This window comes from Paenibacillus sp. Lou8.1 (assembly GCF_024213565.1).
In the GTDB taxonomy this organism is placed as follows: domain Bacteria; phylum Bacillota; class Bacilli; order Paenibacillales; family Paenibacillaceae; genus Paenibacillus; species Paenibacillus polymyxa_B.
The window spans coordinates 324,412-341,828 of record NZ_JANAVN010000001.1 but is presented as its reverse complement, the minus strand read 5'-3'; the positions used below and the strand labels follow the sequence as shown (position 1 = coordinate 341,828).

Annotated in this window: 15 protein-coding genes and 1 pseudogene; 4 read left to right on the top strand and 12 right to left on the bottom strand. The window is 44.3% G+C overall.

What is annotated here, in order from left to right; genetic code table 11:
• Nucleotides 1-31: 31 nt before the first annotated feature.
• The 6 genes and pseudogenes from NLX78_RS01670 to NLX78_RS01645 all read right to left on the bottom strand — a co-directional run bounded on the left by NLX78_RS01670 (nt 32) and on the right by NLX78_RS01645 (nt 6,333).
• Complete coding sequence (locus NLX78_RS01670) at nt 32-664, bottom strand: DUF2238 domain-containing protein (protein WP_025721732.1); 633 nt, start codon at nt 662-664, stop codon at nt 32-34.
• Between the two features lie 24 nt (nt 665-688).
• The gene (locus NLX78_RS01665; RefSeq protein WP_039270088.1) at nt 689-892 is read right to left on the bottom strand and encodes a YwbE family protein; all 204 of its coding nucleotides are present in this window, start codon (nt 890-892) and stop codon (nt 689-691) included.
• A gap of 64 nt (nt 893-956) precedes the next feature.
• Nucleotides 957-1,697, bottom strand: a complete 741-nt coding sequence (locus NLX78_RS01660) for a DUF1361 domain-containing protein (RefSeq protein ID WP_039270086.1) — start codon at nt 1,695-1,697, stop codon at nt 957-959.
• 313 nt (nt 1,698-2,010) lie between these two features.
• Nucleotides 2,011-2,366: pseudogene (locus tag NLX78_RS01655) on the bottom strand (sugar phosphate isomerase/epimerase); the annotation flags it as partial.
• Nucleotides 2,367-2,507: 141 nt separating this feature from the next.
• The gene (locus NLX78_RS01650; RefSeq protein ID WP_254349450.1) at nt 2,508-5,060 is read right to left on the bottom strand and encodes a beta-mannosidase; all 2,553 of its coding nucleotides are present in this window, start codon (nt 5,058-5,060) and stop codon (nt 2,508-2,510) included.
• A 205-nt stretch (nt 5,061-5,265) separates the two neighbouring features.
• A complete protein-coding gene (locus tag NLX78_RS01645) occupies nt 5,266-6,333 on the bottom strand; it encodes a LacI family DNA-binding transcriptional regulator (protein WP_250261767.1) in 1,068 nt (355 codons plus the stop codon).
• 280 nt (nt 6,334-6,613) lie between these two features.
• Between NLX78_RS01645 and NLX78_RS01640 the strand changes: the two genes are divergently transcribed.
• Nucleotides 6,614-8,305 carry an ABC transporter substrate-binding protein gene (locus tag NLX78_RS01640; RefSeq protein WP_061828559.1) on the top strand — a complete coding sequence of 564 codons (1,692 nt, stop codon included), beginning with the start codon at nt 6,614-6,616 and terminating at the stop codon, nt 8,303-8,305.
• A gap of 76 nt (nt 8,306-8,381) precedes the next feature.
• Here NLX78_RS01640 and NLX78_RS01635 read toward each other — a convergent pair whose 3' ends face one another.
• From NLX78_RS01635 to NLX78_RS01625, 3 genes are read right to left on the bottom strand one after another with little or no spacing between them, the layout of a single operon-like run.
• Nucleotides 8,382-9,605: an MFS transporter gene (locus tag NLX78_RS01635; protein WP_254349449.1), complete on the bottom strand. Its 1,224-nt coding sequence runs from the start codon at nt 9,603-9,605 to the stop codon at nt 8,382-8,384.
• A gap of 2 nt (nt 9,606-9,607) precedes the next feature.
• Nucleotides 9,608-10,168: a GNAT family N-acetyltransferase gene (locus NLX78_RS01630; protein WP_069291658.1), complete on the bottom strand. Its 561-nt coding sequence runs from the start codon at nt 10,166-10,168 to the stop codon at nt 9,608-9,610.
• A 59-nt stretch (nt 10,169-10,227) separates the two neighbouring features.
• Nucleotides 10,228-10,590, bottom strand: coding sequence for a DUF2500 domain-containing protein (locus NLX78_RS01625; protein WP_061828689.1), 363 nt, complete (start codon nt 10,588-10,590; stop codon nt 10,228-10,230).
• 405 nt (nt 10,591-10,995) lie between these two features.
• Here NLX78_RS01625 and nrdI point away from each other — a divergent pair, with 405 nt between their 5' ends.
• From nrdI to nrdF, 3 genes are all read left to right on the top strand, one after another.
• Entirely contained in the window at nt 10,996-11,355 is a 360-nt protein-coding gene (gene nrdI, locus NLX78_RS01620) for a class Ib ribonucleoside-diphosphate reductase assembly flavoprotein NrdI (RefSeq protein WP_016819181.1), read from the top strand.
• Nucleotides 11,342-13,426: a class 1b ribonucleoside-diphosphate reductase subunit alpha gene (nrdE, locus tag NLX78_RS01615; protein WP_061828561.1), complete on the top strand. Its 2,085-nt coding sequence runs from the start codon at nt 11,342-11,344 to the stop codon at nt 13,424-13,426. The genes nrdI and nrdE overlap by 14 nt, the downstream gene beginning before the upstream one ends.
• 216 nt (nt 13,427-13,642) lie before the next feature.
• The gene (nrdF, locus tag NLX78_RS01610) at nt 13,643-14,608 is read left to right on the top strand and encodes a class 1b ribonucleoside-diphosphate reductase subunit beta (RefSeq protein WP_029516760.1); all 966 of its coding nucleotides are present in this window, start codon (nt 13,643-13,645) and stop codon (nt 14,606-14,608) included.
• A gap of 193 nt (nt 14,609-14,801) precedes the next feature.
• Here nrdF and NLX78_RS01605 read toward each other — a convergent pair whose 3' ends face one another.
• The 3 genes from NLX78_RS01605 to NLX78_RS01595 form a co-directional block, all read right to left on the bottom strand.
• On the bottom strand, nt 14,802-16,055 hold the full coding sequence (locus NLX78_RS01605) for an MFS transporter (protein WP_254349448.1): 1,254 nt from the start codon (nt 16,053-16,055) through the stop codon (nt 14,802-14,804).
• A 154-nt stretch (nt 16,056-16,209) separates the two neighbouring features.
• Complete coding sequence (locus NLX78_RS01600) at nt 16,210-16,683, bottom strand: MarR family transcriptional regulator (RefSeq protein ID WP_235308061.1); 474 nt, start codon at nt 16,681-16,683, stop codon at nt 16,210-16,212.
• A 229-nt stretch (nt 16,684-16,912) separates the two neighbouring features.
• Nucleotides 16,913-17,338: a VOC family protein gene (locus NLX78_RS01595; RefSeq protein ID WP_254349447.1), complete on the bottom strand. Its 426-nt coding sequence runs from the start codon at nt 17,336-17,338 to the stop codon at nt 16,913-16,915.
• Between the last annotated feature and the right edge of the window lie 79 nt (nt 17,339-17,417).

The window sequence follows — 17,417 nt, the reverse complement described above, 5'->3', positions numbered from 1 at the left end:
AGCATGATAATGGCGGGATAAATAAATTCTGCTAATACCTTAATTGCTTCAGCAGCTTGTTATGTACCCCACTCAACAAAATCACTGCGGTCAAGGCGCCGATGAACGCAAGAAGCATATCCCATTGGGTATCCCATACATCTCCCTGTGTGCCTAAAAAGGCTTCTGCTGCCGTTCCGGTTGCCTTGGCTACAGCAAACTCAATCAGCTCATACACAGCGCTGATCGCAAGACACACACTAACCGTGAGGAAAGTAAGCCAGCTCCCGCTTCCCAAGGCCGTTTTACGCAACAGCACTTCTCTGACAATGAGTGCAGGTACAAAACCTTGTACAAAATGCCCAAGTCGATCATAATAATTGCGCTCCAGTCCGAACGTATCCCGAATCCAGTTGAACAGTGGCATTTCGGCATAGGTATAATGTCCACCGACAATCAAGATCAATGCGTGCAGCCAGATTAGGGTGTATACCAGATTGGTAAAGCGAAATCTACGGTACAAAGCCGCCAGCAGCACAGCTCCCAAAACTGCCGGGAGAACTTCCAGTACCCATGTAAAGTAATCCGCCGGGCGAATTAAAGACCAAATGAGGGCAAGCGCCAGCAATACAAGTAAAACAAGCGGGTAGCGATCATTTTTAGACCATGCCGTTGCCTGATTCATCTTCATTCCTCCTCACCCAAAGCTCTATCCTTCGTTCGTTACGATATGTTTGACACGCCCAACCTGTCCGTCTGCCAAACGCACTTTGATTCCATGCGGATGACGCGGGGAATTGGTCAAAATATCTTTCACCGTTCCTCGCGTCAACTTACCAGTAGACTGATCCTTTTTAAGCACAATATCCACCTGAAGACCAGCACGGATATCGGATCGATTCTGTCCGTTCATTGTAGCTACTCCTCCTTTGATTTTACATTTTTTGATGATATTCAGCCACTCAGCTGCAATCAAATCACCAGCGACGCCATTCGTCCTGGCGGTTGTTCCCCATCCAGACTACGCACATCGTGGATACATAGCTGACGAGCAAAATGACGAATAGCATCCCACTAAACTCCACAAAATGAGTACGTTGCAAGGAGTCTGCCCATATGGAAGATACCTGTGCATACAGTTGAGAGGGCGCAGAAACAATATCCCATGTGTTCCCTCGAAAGAAACGTCCAATGTAAATACCCAGGCTGCTCAACAAGAGTACCGCCAGCATAAACAGCCAACTAACAAGCCCACCACGTGCACGTTGTACCAACTGTCGTACGGATTCGAGCGATACAAAACCCATTGTCAGGCCAAGTACGGCTACCAGCAGCATTCCCAGTACATGATTCCAAAAGTACGGATTGCCCCAGAAACGTTGCTCCCCGAGAAATGGATATCTGGCGAATACATGCAGCAAATCTGTGATCAAATAGGGTGTATTGGGATAAAAGAAAAGCCATGCCGCCCCCGTAACCCAGAGTAAAAATGTCCTCGTTCCCCGCCTCCACGAGCTGTACATTACATCAAGCAGTAACGTCAACAGCATAGGAATCCAGGCCAACATCATATTCCACCAAATAAAAAGATAAGGGCGGCCCCCTGAGGGCAGTCGCACGTTAATGATCCACAATGTACTGATTACGGAGCATAAGGCCAGTGCTAAAAAAACATAGAGTTTTAGTGGATAATTTAACGATCTTAAACGGGCATACATATGTGTCTTTCCCTCCTTGTAACCGTCCTGCCTTCCTGACGTTCCAATTTACACCTGTTCTGGACAGTGTACACCACAATGGCTTCAAGCTCAATGGAAGCGCTCTACCTCTGCATCAATGAACACAAAAAAACATCCGTTCTCCGGGAATGGACTTCATCCCCGAAAAATAGATGCTTACTGTGTTTTAGACTTCACTCACAGGTAAAGGCGTAGCTCCGGTAGTTTTAATATTCGGGCAGTATGAATTAGCGTAATATCGCTAACGGCATTATAAATTTCGTCACTAACCCCGTCCATTCGCCATCCGGCGTCCGGGATGCACAATTACCGCTTTTGCCCATAATGATGCGCATATTCCACAGATTGCACCAGTAGCTCTATTACACGTTGTCGCTTGCTTTCATCGTCAAACCCGAGCAGAACGGAATTCGTGCCGTAATCCGGATCTGGTGTATGAGGAAATGTATTGTGCACACTCGATATGCCATTGTTCCCCGCTCAATCATAGGTTCAATCGTCGTTAGCATTTCCCGGGTAATGTTATAGTTCAGCTCCACCCTGCTAAAGCCCAACTGACGGATTTCCTCTACAAGTTCTCGGCCGACCGTATGCTTTTTTTATATTCCAACAGTTAGAGGCTAAATAAATAGATTTCTTACAAATGATCTGTTATCACTTAACTCCCAAGTTCTCTTTTGTTATGTATATTAACATTATGAAGACGCTCTACATATCATAAAACAAATTTATATTATAAAAGAAGCTTATCCATCATCTACTTAAAGACGGATAAGCTTTTACTGTTGTCTAACCTTGTATCCAATTGACCAACGAATGTACTGTCAATGTACCCGGCGCAGCTGTCACAAATGCTGATGAACCGTTGCGCATGACCAAGAATTCCACTGTCTTCGGAATACCAGGAGCTAGATCCAGATGGTTGTCGCTGAAAATACCTTCCTGCTCTGCCGATAGCCACACGTGCCTAGCAAGTACATCCGAACACAGCATGAATCTGCTGCCCCCGCTTCCCTGAATCTCTGTCACTTCAATTTTTGCCTGCGGTAAATCCATCTCTTTCGTGTCTGCAAAATAAATTTCACCAGAGGCCACCTGTTCACCATTCTGCGTTAGACGCGCGACCAGCATATGCTCCGCACGGTTCAGGCCACTCAGCCATTTGTCGATAGGCAGTATATGTACAATTCCTGCACCGCCTGCTGGTTGCTTTACCTTAACGTTCTCTTCATGAATTGCCTGGCTGCTACGGATATGCAAAAGAGTCAGCCGCAGCGTACCCGATATCGGCTCTAGTGTATCGTTGACTAGATGCAGGGCCTTATTCCCCTGTTCTGTATCGGTTGCACTCAACAGCACATCAGCAAAGCTGCGCTTAGCCGTATATTGGAGCGCCTTCCAACGACCAAAATAGTCCATACTCGACCAAGAGGCAACGGGCCAGCAGTCATTCATTTGCCAGTATAATGTTCCCATGCAATAGGGCTTGTGACGACGATGCGCCTCTATAGCTGCTTTCATTGCTTCTGCCTGTAAAATTTGGCTCATGTGAAGAAAACATGTAAAATCCTTTGGCTCTCGCATGTACCGCTCCATATATTCTTTAATCAGACGATTGCCCGCATCGTTCTTCTGATGTGCCAGCATCACCTCAGATTCCAGCTCCAAATCCTTCTCTTCCGCATAAGTACGAACAGACTTGTATTCAGGAAAGGACTGAAAACCATATTCACTCATAAAACGACCCACATGTACATGATAATTCTCAAACGGCTCAGACGCGTGCCATACACCCCAATAATGAATATCACCTGCAGTTGAAGACCGATGGGCATGCTGGTTCCGATCTCTGGTCAGGTCAATCAGCGGGGAGGAGGGCCAATAGGCTGTCTGCGCAGACCAGATGTGTACCGCCTCCGGTAGAATCCGATGAAAGAGTGTTTCATAATCATTCCATAGGCGTTCCCGTTGCTCAGGTGTATAGTCCTTTTTCCAGCCCCAGCCTCCATTCTCTTCATAATGCGCCCATGCAGAATCGATCTCATTGTTGCCGCACCATAAGGCAATGCAGGGATGATGACGCAGCCGCTTAATATTGTCCTCGGCTTCCTGTGCCACATTGTCTATAAAATCCTCATCCCCCGGGTACATACTGCAGGCGAACATAAAATCTTGCCACACGAGCAAACCGTATTCATCACAAAGCTCATAAAATATGTCTTGTTCATAAATACCGCCACCCCACACCCGCAGCATATTCATATTCGAGGCAGCTGCACTGGCAATTTCATACCGATATCGTTCCATCGTAACTTCAGTGACAAAGCTGTCATTCGGAATATGGTTAGCCCCTTTTGCAAACACAGGGATTCCGTTCAGCTCAAAATAAAAGCTCTCTCCTGCTGCATCCCGTTCACGTACAAGACGGATGGAACGCAGTCCCGTTTTTACTGATTTTTCCGCGATTACAGCTCCTTGTTCTTGATCCACCAATTCGGCCACAAACGTATATAAATGCGGCTCCCCCAGTCCACGGCACCACCACAGCTTCGGCTTCTTCATCTCCAGCTCCAGCTCGACCGTCTGCTTCCCCTTCAGCAGCCGTACCGGCTTGGACCACACCTTCCCGTCAGCGGAAATACGCAACTCGGCATCTCTAATCTCATCTGCATTTTCGATCTCTACCACTGCCATGAGTTTAGCCCCTACCGAATTCACCTCGTCCTGTCGAATAAACAAGTCTCTCACGATCAGACCGGACCACGCCTCGATCCGGACCTCTCTCCAGATACCGCTCGTCACCAGCCTCGGTCCCCAGTCCCAACCATAGTGGTAGGGAGCCTTACGTGCGAAAACGCTTACTTTTTTGTCGGACAAACCACCGATCTCGGACTGATCATTGGGTGCAGGGAGTCCATAACCTAAGCTTTCCAGCTTGGGTACATTTTCAGCAATCGGAGAACGGAAACTGATTTCCAGCCGATTTTCCCCTTGCTGAACAATTGCCTTCACATCCTGTCTCCATACCCGAAACATATTATTGGCTGACAAGACATATTGGCCATTCACTTTTACATCCGCGTATGTGTCCAGACCTTCCAACACCAACTCTACACATTGACATTGAAGCTGATCTGCATTTATCTCAAAATGGGCTTCATATATCCAATCCTGCTTATCAATCCACTGTACCTCCATCTCGTTCATACCGATAAACGGATCAGGAATTTTGCCATATCGTAAAAGATCAGTATGCACACAACCCGGCACTTTCGCGCTGAGCCACTCATCACTTTGTGCTTCCCTAAACCTCCAGCCATCCAACCCTATCACATTAACCATCGTCACAAGCCTCCTATAAGCATGATTGGGAACATCTGGATTCGTCAGTAACATAACAAAAATAACATTAAGCTAACAAAATAGTCAATTGTTTTTTAGAACAAATGACAAAATACAAAATAAAAGTCGCCCTCTGCCCCTAAACAGGCTAAAAGCGACCTCCTTCGTCTTCACGGTGTATGGTGTCATAACACGTATCTGGACATTAACTATATGTGATTGTGCTGATGGGACGCTCACGGTCATCATTTTCCCGACTGATCCGGGGTGCATGAACTTCCCGTACGAATAGCTCAGCATGTAGCAACTTTTTCTCGACAGGCGAGTTCGGGTTCGTTATGCGCCATAACAACTGGTCCACTGCACGCATTCCCAGCAATTCCTTATCCACTCTCACCGTGGCATAAATCGGCATTTGTTCATTCGTATCGTCAAACCCGGTCACTCCGCAACGCCTCGGAACGTCAATCCCCTTTTCTTTCAGCACATCCACGACTTGCGCAGCAGTCACATCATTAGCACATACAAAAACCTCAGGCAGTTCGTCCTCGGACAACTTTTCCATTTCCTCAGCAAGCGCTTGCGCTCCCCTGTGAAGAAGTGCTTTAATCTGCCGCAATTCTACTCCGCTCATTTCCAGTGTGGAACGACATGCTTCCCAGCGTTCGTAGAAACTGTGAGCGTCATCAATATGACCCACAAACTGAAAGCGGGTATAGCCCCTACACAGCAAGTCCTTCATTAATTCACTCATGCATGTGCGATTATCTGTAAACACCGTATCACTTAAAAATGCAGAATCCCAATGATCTACCATGACGACCGGAATACCCATCCGATAAATGTTCAGCAACAATGAAGTTGAAATCGTCCCTACCGTGATAATTCCTTTAATCGACTCTGGATTCAGTAAAGAAAACATGTCTTCAGTCGAGGGCTCCGTTAACGTGATCATATCCATACCCTTACGGTTCAGACGCTCGGAAATCCCTTCAAATACAGGCCCCCAGTATCTGGATTCCCTGTTCTGGTACCTAATATTCGGAAATAACACTAGCACGGTACCCGACCATTCTCTGGTATCTGTGTCCCGAGGCTCTACCCCTGTGATTTTGGGATGACTGCGAAAATAGCCCATCTGGGCGGCAAGCTTGACCAGAACCGCCCTTGTCTCTTCACTTACACCGGGTTTGCCTGACAGTGCACGCGAAACAGCGAACTTTGAAACGCCCGCCGCATCCGCAATTTCTTGCAACGTTACTTTTCCACGCATCTTCTCACCCAACCCTATTCGGAATCTTTTTCTACCTTAATCTTTCTAATACACGGGTGTACCTATAAACTGGTACCATCGTAGCATACTTTGTTTTAGATCATCAAATGATTGATTTGTACAAATCCACACCCTGCACCAAAATATGTTTGCTTAATAAAAAAACAAACCGCATAACAAGCAATTATAAATTACTTGACGTGAGGTTCTTTATTTCCTACAATTTACTATTGAAAGCACTTACATTGTGTAAATCATACTTATTAAGGGGGATTTGCAAATGTTCAAGAACAGGTCGGTACGACAGAGTTCCATTCTACTCCTGTCTTTGCTGCTGCTCGTTACAACGGGCTGCGCGAATGGAACAGACGGTAAGGCAGAAAAGGAAGATCCTAATGACACCAGTCCCATTACTCTTACTTTCTTTGGCGGTGATTCCAGCTCTAACTGGAACAACATGAAGGATGCTGTCGGGCAGGAAATTATCAAGAAAACGGGTGTTACGCTAAATGCCGAACATGCTGTCAATGGTCGAGGCGAGGAAAAGTTTGCTTTAATGGCAGCAAGCGGAGAGTATCCAGATCTCGTGTACCCCAAAGGAGACATTGGAAAAATGGTCGACGCCGGGGCACTCATTGACTTAACCGACCTCATTGACAAATACGGCCCTAACATTAAGAAAGTGTATGGAGACTATTTTAATCGTATTAAATATAGTAGTGAAGATCCAGCCATTTACACGATCCCGACCAATTTGGGTGTGGATCACATCGCGTTTGATGCACAAGCTGGCTTCGAAATCCAGCATCAGGCACTTAAGAAGCTTGGATACCCTAAAATCCGCACCGTTCAAGATTTTGAAAAAGCACTTAAAGATTATGTCGCCAAATATCCTACCACCAATGGCCAGCCTACCATCCCCCTATCACTCGATGCCGAAGACTGGAAAATTCAAATTACGGTGACAAACCCGGCTGTTACTGCTACAGGTGGACCCGACGATGGCGAATATTATATTGATCCTAAAACACACAAAGCCATTCTTCACTACAAGCGCCCAGAGGAACGTGAATATTTCCGTTGGTTGAACCATATGTACAATGAAGGACTGTTGGATAAGGATACATTTGTGCAAAAAAGTGATCAGTACAAGTCCAAAATCGCCGCAGGCCGTGTCATCGGACTCATTGATCAGGAATGGAACTATCAAGATGCCGAAAATGCGCTCAAGGCAGCAGGTAAGGATGAATTCACTTACGCCCATTTTCCTGTCACTTTAAATGAGAAATACGAGGACCATTCCCTCCAGCCCATTGGCTTCGATACTGCATCCGGGATCGGAATTACAACCTCATGCGAAAATCCGGTGCGGGCTATCAAGTTTCTGGATTTTCTGGCCTCCGACGAAGGACAAATTTTACGTAATTGGGGAATTGAAGGCCAGCATTACAACGTAGAGAACGGCAAACGAGTCATTCCGGCGGATGTGCAACAACGTAAAAACACCGATAACGCTTCTTTTAGCAGAGAGTCAGGAATCGGTTTGTACTGGATATGGGGGCCACATTATGGCGATAGCGTGAAGGACCCTTCTGGCAACTATTACACAACCAATTATCCAGAGATGATTACCGAAAATTATAGTCAAGCCGAAAAAGAGTCCCTTCAGGCATACAAAGCCCAGACGTGGAAAGACCTGTTTCCGAACGAAAAGGATTTTCCGGTAAAAGAGTGGGGTGCTGCCTACAACATGCCTGTTCCGACCGATACGAATTACAATGTTATTTATCAAAAGTCGCAGGACATTGTACGCAAACGGATTCCTGAGGCTGTACTCGCCAAGCCAGATCAGTTCGACGCTGTGTATGACCGCATGCTCCAAGAGCTGGATCAGGCAGGTGTGCCAAAGGCTGAAGAAATCTATACTGGCCTAATCCAAAATCGGCTGAAACTGTGGTACGGCGAAAAATAAGGTTTGCTTGCTTTTTAATGAAATATTATAGGGCTGACAGACCATGTTGTTCAGCCCTTCTACATTAACTTTTACATTAAATATTCTGTTTGGTTTCTTTTTCTTTCCAAGAATTACTTTTCCCTGAAACACGATGGACGTAAAACAATAAAATGATTGGAATCAACGCAATCCCGCCACACACCACCCAAGATATTTGAATAGGTGTTTGATCGGAAGACAAATCCGTAAAATTTCGACTGATGATCCCTGTCACGATTAAACCTACGCACATGCCTAATTGTGAAATCGCAGAATCCAGAGATAGTAGTGTAGAACGATACTCATTAGAGATTCTTTTGTTCAGAAAAATTTGTTTGGCAACCGGGTACATGCCGCGTCCAATTTCATAGATCAAAAAGGTAAGCAGTACAGGATAAAATGTGTTGAACGCACCAGCTAAAATGAGCCATACCCCTATCATGCCGCAAGCATACACGAGTATATGTACATCACTGTATCGTGCGCCTAGCTTTCGAACTAGATAACTTCCCAAAGTCATACATAGTGAATAGCCTGCCTTGATAAACCCCATAATCCAAATCCCTTGTTCGGAAAGGCCAACCAGACGTGGCTGTTGAAATGTATTCCCCGCCGAGTTCGAAAAGCTGATAAATAAACCAATCATAAACACAATCCAGATGGACTTATTTTCAAAACCGATACGGACGCTTTCTCCGATAATCGTTTTAATGCGAGTAGTAGACGTCTTTCGATGAGCAACATTCTCCTCATCCATATAAAAGGAACATAGAAAAATGCATACAATAATAGATAAAATACTGACTGCCCATGGAAGTGAATAGTTATAGGTTGCGAAAAAGGCCCCCAACAGACCACAAATAAATCCCGAAATGTACTGTATACTGTTAGAGGTTGTAAAAAGAACTTCCATGGGCTTATCACTGTTTTCCACAACCCAGGATTCTAACGAACCTGATTGTAAACATATAGCCAGACCCCCAAAAACTTGCGCGAACACAAGCACCCCGATATGATCTGTCCAAACGAACAATACACTGTAGACTAAAAAACAGCAAAGTCCCAAAATAACAGAAATTTTTCTGCCATACTTGTCTGCAATCGCCCCTGTGGGTATCTCAAACAAAAAAATACTTACAAAAAATACAACCAGTAAGAAGTTCGCACTTTGCAGAGAAAGTCCTTTAGCTAATAGAAATAGGATGAGCGTAGTCCCCGTGATTTCACTCATAAAAAATTGAAGAAAGCTGACGGAGTAAAATAGCTTATGAGGTTGCACTCTCAGGACTCCGTCGCTTGCTCTGCAGCCTTATATTCACTTCGCAAAATCCCCATCTGAATAATGTCATAGTATTGCCCTTCCCTGAATAGCTTTTCCCGCAGCCGACCTTCTTCCTTGAAGCCGCAGGCCAGATAGCAACGGTGTGCACGTTCATTGAACGCATAGACCTCCAACTCCAGCCGATGCAGATTCAGCGTATGAAATGCGAATTTTTGTAACAACCGGATCGCTTCCCGTCCGTAACCTTTGCCCAGATCGCCGTCACGCCCGATCACAACACCAAGGGTGGCGTGCCGATTCACCCAGTTGATTTTGAATAAATCCAGTTGTCCGATATAGTCCAGTGTGTCTTTATGCGCAATGACAAAACCTTTGATCTCGGGGTTGCCGTCAATCATCATCTGCACAAAGGATTCGCTATTCACCTGTGAATGCGGGTAGATAAACACGTCGCTTAAACCACGTGTGATTTCCGGGTCATTGACCCATTTTCGGATAGCTGGTATATCTTCTTGACGGTATTCTCTCAATACTATTCGTTTTCCAATGATATGCGGCATCGTAATCTTCCCTCCAATTATGTATTTGTTTTGGCAATACTAACTCGCCGCCAACACCTTTACGCTTCCATTACTCTCACAAACTCCAGAAAACGTGTACCTTTATAATGAAGCTCCCCACGATCCCCGATCACAATCATACCAAAGTCTGTATCCTTCACCTCCAGCTCCATACGCTCACCCCCGTCAAACTCAAAGGTGATATAATAATATGTCGAAGCTGAAAAATCGCCTGATCCCCCACGCACTCTCGTCCGTTTATCCACAACCTTACATGAACGTTGTACCCGTTCGGCTGCTTGATTGGACAGGCCCGCTCCTATCGTTTTGACAATTCCCATAATCATTACAAAAGCAATGAGTCCAAATACGATAAAAAAGATTGTATTAAACGATTGAAATTCCATAAAATCACTTCCCATTCGCTTCATCCTTTCTACAGTAAAATGTAAATTTTCCATTCTATTGCCCATTGACAAATCGTACATCTTCACCCTCAAAAACTCCAATACTTTTTTAACATACTTACGAAAAAAAAGTTCTTTCGCTCTTTTCCGCACCCCGCTTGGACTTATACCCGATCTGGGTCCTCTGATCCCCTCTAGACCGATTGACAAAACTATATATAGATATAAAATAGAAAATGTACTCTAAATATAGTGTAAAAAACGTATTTATGCCCGATATCTTGAAGATACAGGTATGAAAATACATGTAAATATAGAGTCAAAATCTTAAATGGCGCAGCCAGCAAGGGATTCCATCTATAATAGATCCCAGGCAATGCGTTTTCTTTTTTCGTTAATTGTTTAAGGAGGTTGCATACCATGCTGATTGCATATGATTCGAAGACCGGCAATGTAAAAAGATTTATAAACAAGCTCAAGCTTCCAGCGGTTCAGATCGAGGAGCAAATGACTATAGAAGAACCTTACGTACTTATTACATATACAACTGGGTTTGGGCAGATACCTGAGAGGGTATCTTCCTTTTTGAAAAAGAATGCTCAAAACCTTGTTGGTGTAGCTGCAAGCGGCAACCGTAACTGGGGTGAGAAATTTGCCAAAAGTGCGGATTTGATTGCCGATCATTATAATGTCCCCGTGATTAGTAAATTTGAATTATCTGGAACGTTCGGAGATGTAGAGCGTTTTAAACAGGAGGTGAGCCGAGTTGCGGCATATTGAATTGAACAACATGTTGATGAAACGCGATACAGACGGCTTTTTCCAATTGGAAAAAGACCAAGAGGCTGTAGCAGAGTTTATGAAGGAAGTTCAGGAACGGAGTTTGAAGTTTGCTGACACAGCCGCTCAAGTGCTGTATATGATTGAGAATGATTATTACGAAAATTTCTATAACAGCTACACGGCTGACGAAATTAATGATATTTTCCATATCACTCATAGCTATAATTTTAAATTTCCTTCCTATATGGCAGCATCCAAGTTTTACACCGACTATGCAATGAAGAGTAACGACCGGAAAGTCTATCTGGAACATTACCCTGACCGGGTTGCTGCTGTCGCGCTGCATTTAGGACGCGGTAACGCCGATACGGCACGCCTGTTGTCCCGCTCGATGATGGAGCAACGCCTCCAGCCAGCAACACCAACCTTCCTGAATGCAGGCAAAAGCCGCCGTGGGGAATTGGTATCCTGCTTCCTGCTCGAAATGGACGACTCCCTGAACTCAATCAACTATGTGCTGAACACCTGCATGCAGTTGTCCAAAATCGGGGGCGGTGTTGCGGTCAACCTGTCGAAACTGCGGGCACGCGGCGAAGCGATTAAAGGCGTAGAAGGCGCAGCAAAAGGCATTATGCCTGTGCTGAAGCTGATGGAAGACGGTTTCTCCTATGCAGATCAAATGGGGCAACGTAAAGGCTCTGGGGCAGCCTATTACAACATTTTCGGATGGGACGTGCTTGAGTTCCTGGATAGCAAAAAGATCAATGCTGACGAAAGAGTACGTCTCAAGACACTTTCTATTGGATTGCTGGTGCCAAACCGCTTTTACAAGCTGGCTCAAGATAATGAACCGCTGCATGTATTTGCTCCTTACAGTGTGTTCAAAGCCTATGGAACGCATCTGGACGACATGGATTTGGATGAAATGTACGACACATTGCTCGCTGACGATCGGGTGAAGAAAAAAATAGCGATGAGCGCACGTGACATGCTGACGAAAATTGCCATGATTCAGTTGGAGTCTGGTTATCCATATATCATGAACAAAAGTAACGCGAACCAGGCACATGCTCTTAAAAACGTGGGTCAAGTCAAGATGTCGAACCTATGCACGGAAATCTTCCAGTTGCAGGAAACTTCCGAAATTACAGATTACGGCCAACAGGATACCATCCGCCGGGACGTGAGCTGTAATCTAGCTTCTCTGAACATTGTAAATGTGATGGAACATGGCAAAATCCGCGAATCCGTTCACGAGGGTATGATTGCTCTCACCTCGGTCAGCGATATGACCCAAGTAGCTAATGCACCGGGTGTTGCGAAAGCAAACCGTGAAATGCACTCCGTCGGACTGGGTGTTATGAATCTGCACGGCTATCTTGCCAAGAACAAAATTGCGTATGAAAGCAATGAAGCGAAGGACTTTGTCCGTACCTTCTTCATGACGATGAACTATCATTCCATCGAAAAAAGTATGGAAATCGCGAAAGCAGCTGGACAAAGCTTTTATGGATTTGAGGAATCGGATTATGCGACAGGCGTATATTTTGACCGATACCTGAACACAGATTATCGTCCAACAACTGCACGTGTACAAGAGTTGTTCAAAGACATCTATGTTCCGACTTCAGCGGACTGGGACAAATTAAAAGCAGATGTAATGAAAAATGGTCTGTACCACGCCTATCGTATGGCGATTGCGCCGACTGCTAGCATTTCGTACATTCAAAATGCAACATCCAGCGTCATGCCAATTGTTGAGCAGATTGAAACCCGTACCTATGCCAATTCGACGACCTACTATCCAATGCCTTATTTGCAAAAGGATAACGTGTTCTTCTATAAATCTGCTTATCAAATGGACCAGTTCAAAGTGCTTGATCTGATTGCAGAAATCCAGCCGCACGTGGACCAAGGAATTTCGACCGTGCTTCATGTGAACAGTGACGTGACTACGCGTCAGTTAGCACGTTGCTATCTGTACGCTGCACACAAAGGACTTAAATCGTTATACTACACACGCACCAAAAAGCTGTCTGTGGAAGAGTGCCTCACCTGCTCCATCTAAAGTATAAGGTAACAAGCTGTAGTATAAAAATTAGATTTTGAATAGATATAGATGCTTTGCATTAGAAGCTGTATCCAGCGTGTGGTTCAGACCTTTACGGGACTGGACAGACCCTCGCGGATACAGCTTCCGTATGTCAAGCATACGATGATTCGCCTGCACTATTTCAATGTGTGTTTCCAGGGAATCTCGCAAGCTGAAGGGAGAATGCTAACAATGACAGGTATACAAGCTGTAAACTGGAATCGCTCGGACGATGATTTCACACTGATGTTCTGGAACCAGAACATTATGCAATTTTGGACGGATGATGAAATCCCGTTGTCTGACGATAAAATGTCCTGGGTAACCCTCAGTGATATCGAAAAAGAAGCCTACATGAAGGTGCTGGGCGGATTGACGCTACTGGATACTATTCAAGGCGGCGTGGGTATGCCGCAAATTATGGAGCATGTGGACGGACTGCAACGCAAAGCCGTACTAAGCTTTATGGCGATGATGGAACAAATTCATGCCAAGTCGTACAGTAGCATCTTTACAACGCTAGCTTCCACGGAAGAAATTGACGGTGTATTCCGCTGGGTGGAAGAAAATCCACATCTCCAAACCAAGGCAGAAACCATTCGTCAGTATTATATGAATATCCACACACCGAAAGACCTGTATCTCGCGATGGCAGCGTCGGTGCTGTTAGAAAGCTATTTATTTTATAGCGGCTTCTTCTACCCTCTTTATCTGGCGGGCCAGGGCAAGTTGACATGCAGTGGAGAAATTATCGATTTGATCCTACGGGACGAAAGTATTCACGGTGTGTACGTAGGTGTACTGGCACAGGAGATTTATGCAGAATTGGATGAGGAAGAACAACGTGATCTTTATCAGACACTGGTAGGCTTGCTCCGCTACTTGCACAATAACGAGGAACAATACACTGAGCAAATCTACACTCCTATTGGACTCGTAGACGATGTGAAAGTCTTTTTGCGCTACAACGCCAACAAGGCCATGATGAACTTGGGCTTTGATCCACTGTTTGAAGAAGAAGAAGTTAATCCCATTGTATTCAACGGCATCAGCACCCACACTAAGCAGCATGATTTCTTTTCTAAAAAAGGAAACGGCTATGTGCGGGCGATGAATGTAGAGCCGCTGACAGATGATGATTTTAATTTTGGCGTATAAGTACAAATACGTGAAATTAATTTAGCAAGGTGATACTATGAAGAGCCATCCGCATGCGGATGGCTCAGACTGTAAACAAAGTAGATAGTTTATATATTTTAGGATTTTGCAAAATTCGATTCCAGTCGCTCCGAAGTGCAAGATATAGACGAACTAAACCATTTCGATCTATATCTTGTTCATTGGAAGTCGCTTATGGGATTTTTGCAAAATCCTCATTTACTTGCGTTCGCTTATATAAAACTGGTATTGCCGCTGCTATAAGGATTATACCCATAAAAGCGGGTGCGGCATGACCAAGTGATACATAGATTTGACCTCCAATGATAGGCCCCATCATTCTTGCTAAAGCCTGAATAGATTGACTACCTCCTTGAATCCTTCCTTGTTCACTAGAATCAACAGACTTGGAGAGCATCCCATTGAATGAAGGCCCAAAGACCGAATCACCAAAACCAAATATAAACATTCCAGCGATAAAAAGAGGATAGAATGAGAACAAAGCCGATGCTGCAATAAGACTATAGCCTATAATCTCCGAAACCATCCCAAGAATGGCTATCTGTTTATCACTAAGTTTTCTCAAAAGCTTTGGCATGATGAAACCTTGTGAGATAATGTCTTGGACACCCATAATTGAGAACATAAGTCCGATTAGTGCAGGCTTCCAACTAAAAGTGTCCATTGTAAATTGTGAAAAAACGGCCTGTAAAGATCCGTTGGGTATCCAAAGTAAGAACGCCGAGATTAGTAGCCTGTTTAAGTTTTTCATGGAAAGCAGGTTTGCAAGCTGTATGAATGGATTAAGTCTTACAAAAGTAATTTCTTTCAGTCTATGTTTCTTGTCAAGGCTCTCAGGCATAAAAAAGAATCCATATATAACATTCACTAAAGTTATAATTGCTCCAAAATACATGGGTACAGAATAACCAAACTTGGCAAGTAACCCGCCTACAGTTGGGCCAATGACGGTACCTACACCTACAACCGCACTCACCCATCCAAAGTATTTGGTTCTCTGTTCTGTAGGAATGATGTCTGCAAAATAGGCGAAGATCGTGCTTATGCTCCCACCTGTTATACCCTCTATTATGCGTCCCGCAAATAGTACCCATAGAGCTCCTCCTATGCCAAAAACCAAGTACCCGATTGCGGAACCCAAAAGGCATACTAAGAGCAATGGACGACGGCCATATTTGTCACTCAGAGCTCCAAGCACGGGGGCCGCAAAAAACACGCAGAAGGCATAAACAGAAGTCAGCAGCGTGACAACGATAGCTTGTTCTCCCGGATTGCTTATATAAGGCTGTACTAAGAAAGGGACGACAGGTGCTATGATACTGAAGCCTATTCCGCAAAGAAACACAGAGATAAGACCGAATATTAAAGCGTGTTTATCTACGGTTTGTTCTGTGTTCTGTTCATTGTGTGATCTAAATTTGAACATTAAATTCTCCCCTCAAAAGCTATGTTTTTATTTCCTTGGAAGCAAAAATATCGTATCACAATTTTGCTTCCTCGGCAACAAAATAATAGCAAAAAAAGGCAGCCTGTTCTCAATAGAGCCCGACTGCCTGTGATTTGATTTTCATTATTCAGATTTATTCCGACTTAATATCTATACCCTGTTTCTTTATTTCCGCATCCAAATGCCTATTATACTTTTCCACGAAACTAAGCATACTATCAAATTGTTCCTCGGTTACCTGTTCAAACACGGCTTTATCTCGCTCTTGAAACTCTTTATGCAAGTCCTCATGGATTTTATAGATTACTTTCCCTTGCTCCGTAAGCCGAAAATAGATTTCTTTCTTGTTATCCGGCTTCTGGTAGCTTTCGATAATGCCTTTTTTTATGAGCTTCTTAGTTATTTTACTTATGGCACCGCTAGTCATATAAAGGGACTCCGCAAGTTTTGTCACGTTGGAATCTACATTTCTTTCAATGTATTCGATGCAATGAACTTCAGAAGACTTATAACCCTTAAGACTGTCTTCCATCTTATCCTTATTAAGCCAAACCATCTTGTTATATAAGTCCCTGAACCCCATCATGACTTGTTCTTCTTTGTTCATGGCCTGTCCTCCCACCCGTTGGTGCATTAACAACATAATATAATATATTTTTGTTTCTATTTCAACAAGCGTCTAAGCATTCAGTAATTAAAGCTAATCTACTAACGGCAAGCAGGGTAAAAAAGATATCCCTCCCCATGCTGTATGTATATTTATTCTTCAGACGAGGACATACACGCAAAAAACGGCCAGATCGCTAAAGTAGCGGAATCGAGCCGTTTTCCATTTCTTAAGACCGAGCCTCTGTGAATATTTGAAAGGTGACACCAAACTTGTCTGTTACATTCCCATAAGCTAGACTAAAGTGGGTTTCCTGTAAAGGCATTCCCACCTGTCCTCCTTGCTGTAGAGCATCAAACATTTTTTGAGCTTGCTCCACACTATCGGTTGTAATACAGATGCTCACCTGATTCCCACTGCTAAACGGTGATCCGGGAAAGGTATCAGAAAACATGAGCTCTGTCTCACCCACTTTAAGGGTAGCATGTCCCACATGTTCCTTGACCTCTGCGGGAATGGGAAAATCGGGGTTTTCCGGCATTTCTCCAAAGGTTTGAATAAAAAGCAGTTGAGCATCCAATGCCTCTTTATAAAATTCGATTGCTTCTTTTGCATTTCCATCCATCGTGATGTAAGGAATCAAACGTTTGGACATCTTCAACACAGCTCCTTTAATTCGAGGTGATTAACCCAGCATTTCTCCTGTACTATATACAAAACTTGTCAAGAAAAAC

Coding starts and splice junctions, on each gene's coding strand:
- NLX78_RS01670 (WP_025721732.1), bottom strand. CDS start 664: ATGAATCAGGCAACGGCATGGTCTAAAAATGATCGCTACCCGCTTGTT.
- NLX78_RS01665 (WP_039270088.1), bottom strand. CDS start 892: ATGAACGGACAGAATCGATCCGATATCCGTGCTGGTCTTCAGGTGGAT.
- NLX78_RS01660 (WP_039270086.1), bottom strand. CDS start 1,697: ATGTATGCCCGTTTAAGATCGTTAAATTATCCACTAAAACTCTATGTT.
- NLX78_RS01650 (WP_254349450.1), bottom strand. CDS start 5,060: ATGGTTAATGTGATAGGGTTGGATGGCTGGAGGTTTAGGGAAGCACAA.
- NLX78_RS01645 (WP_250261767.1), bottom strand. CDS start 6,333: ATGCGTGGAAAAGTAACGTTGCAAGAAATTGCGGATGCGGCGGGCGTT.
- NLX78_RS01640 (WP_061828559.1), top strand. CDS start 6,614: ATGTTCAAGAACAGGTCGGTACGACAGAGTTCCATTCTACTCCTGTCT.
- NLX78_RS01630 (WP_069291658.1), bottom strand. CDS start 10,168: ATGCCGCATATCATTGGAAAACGAATAGTATTGAGAGAATACCGTCAA.
- NLX78_RS01625 (WP_061828689.1), bottom strand. CDS start 10,590: ATGGGAAGTGATTTTATGGAATTTCAATCGTTTAATACAATCTTTTTT.
- nrdI (WP_016819181.1), top strand. CDS start 10,996: ATGCTGATTGCATATGATTCGAAGACCGGCAATGTAAAAAGATTTATA.
- nrdF (WP_029516760.1), top strand. CDS start 13,643: ATGACAGGTATACAAGCTGTAAACTGGAATCGCTCGGACGATGATTTC.
- NLX78_RS01605 (WP_254349448.1), bottom strand. CDS start 16,055: ATGTTCAAATTTAGATCACACAATGAACAGAACACAGAACAAACCGTA.
- NLX78_RS01600 (WP_235308061.1), bottom strand. CDS start 16,683: ATGAACAAAGAAGAACAAGTCATGATGGGGTTCAGGGACTTATATAAC.
- NLX78_RS01595 (WP_254349447.1), bottom strand. CDS start 17,338: ATGTCCAAACGTTTGATTCCTTACATCACGATGGATGGAAATGCAAAA.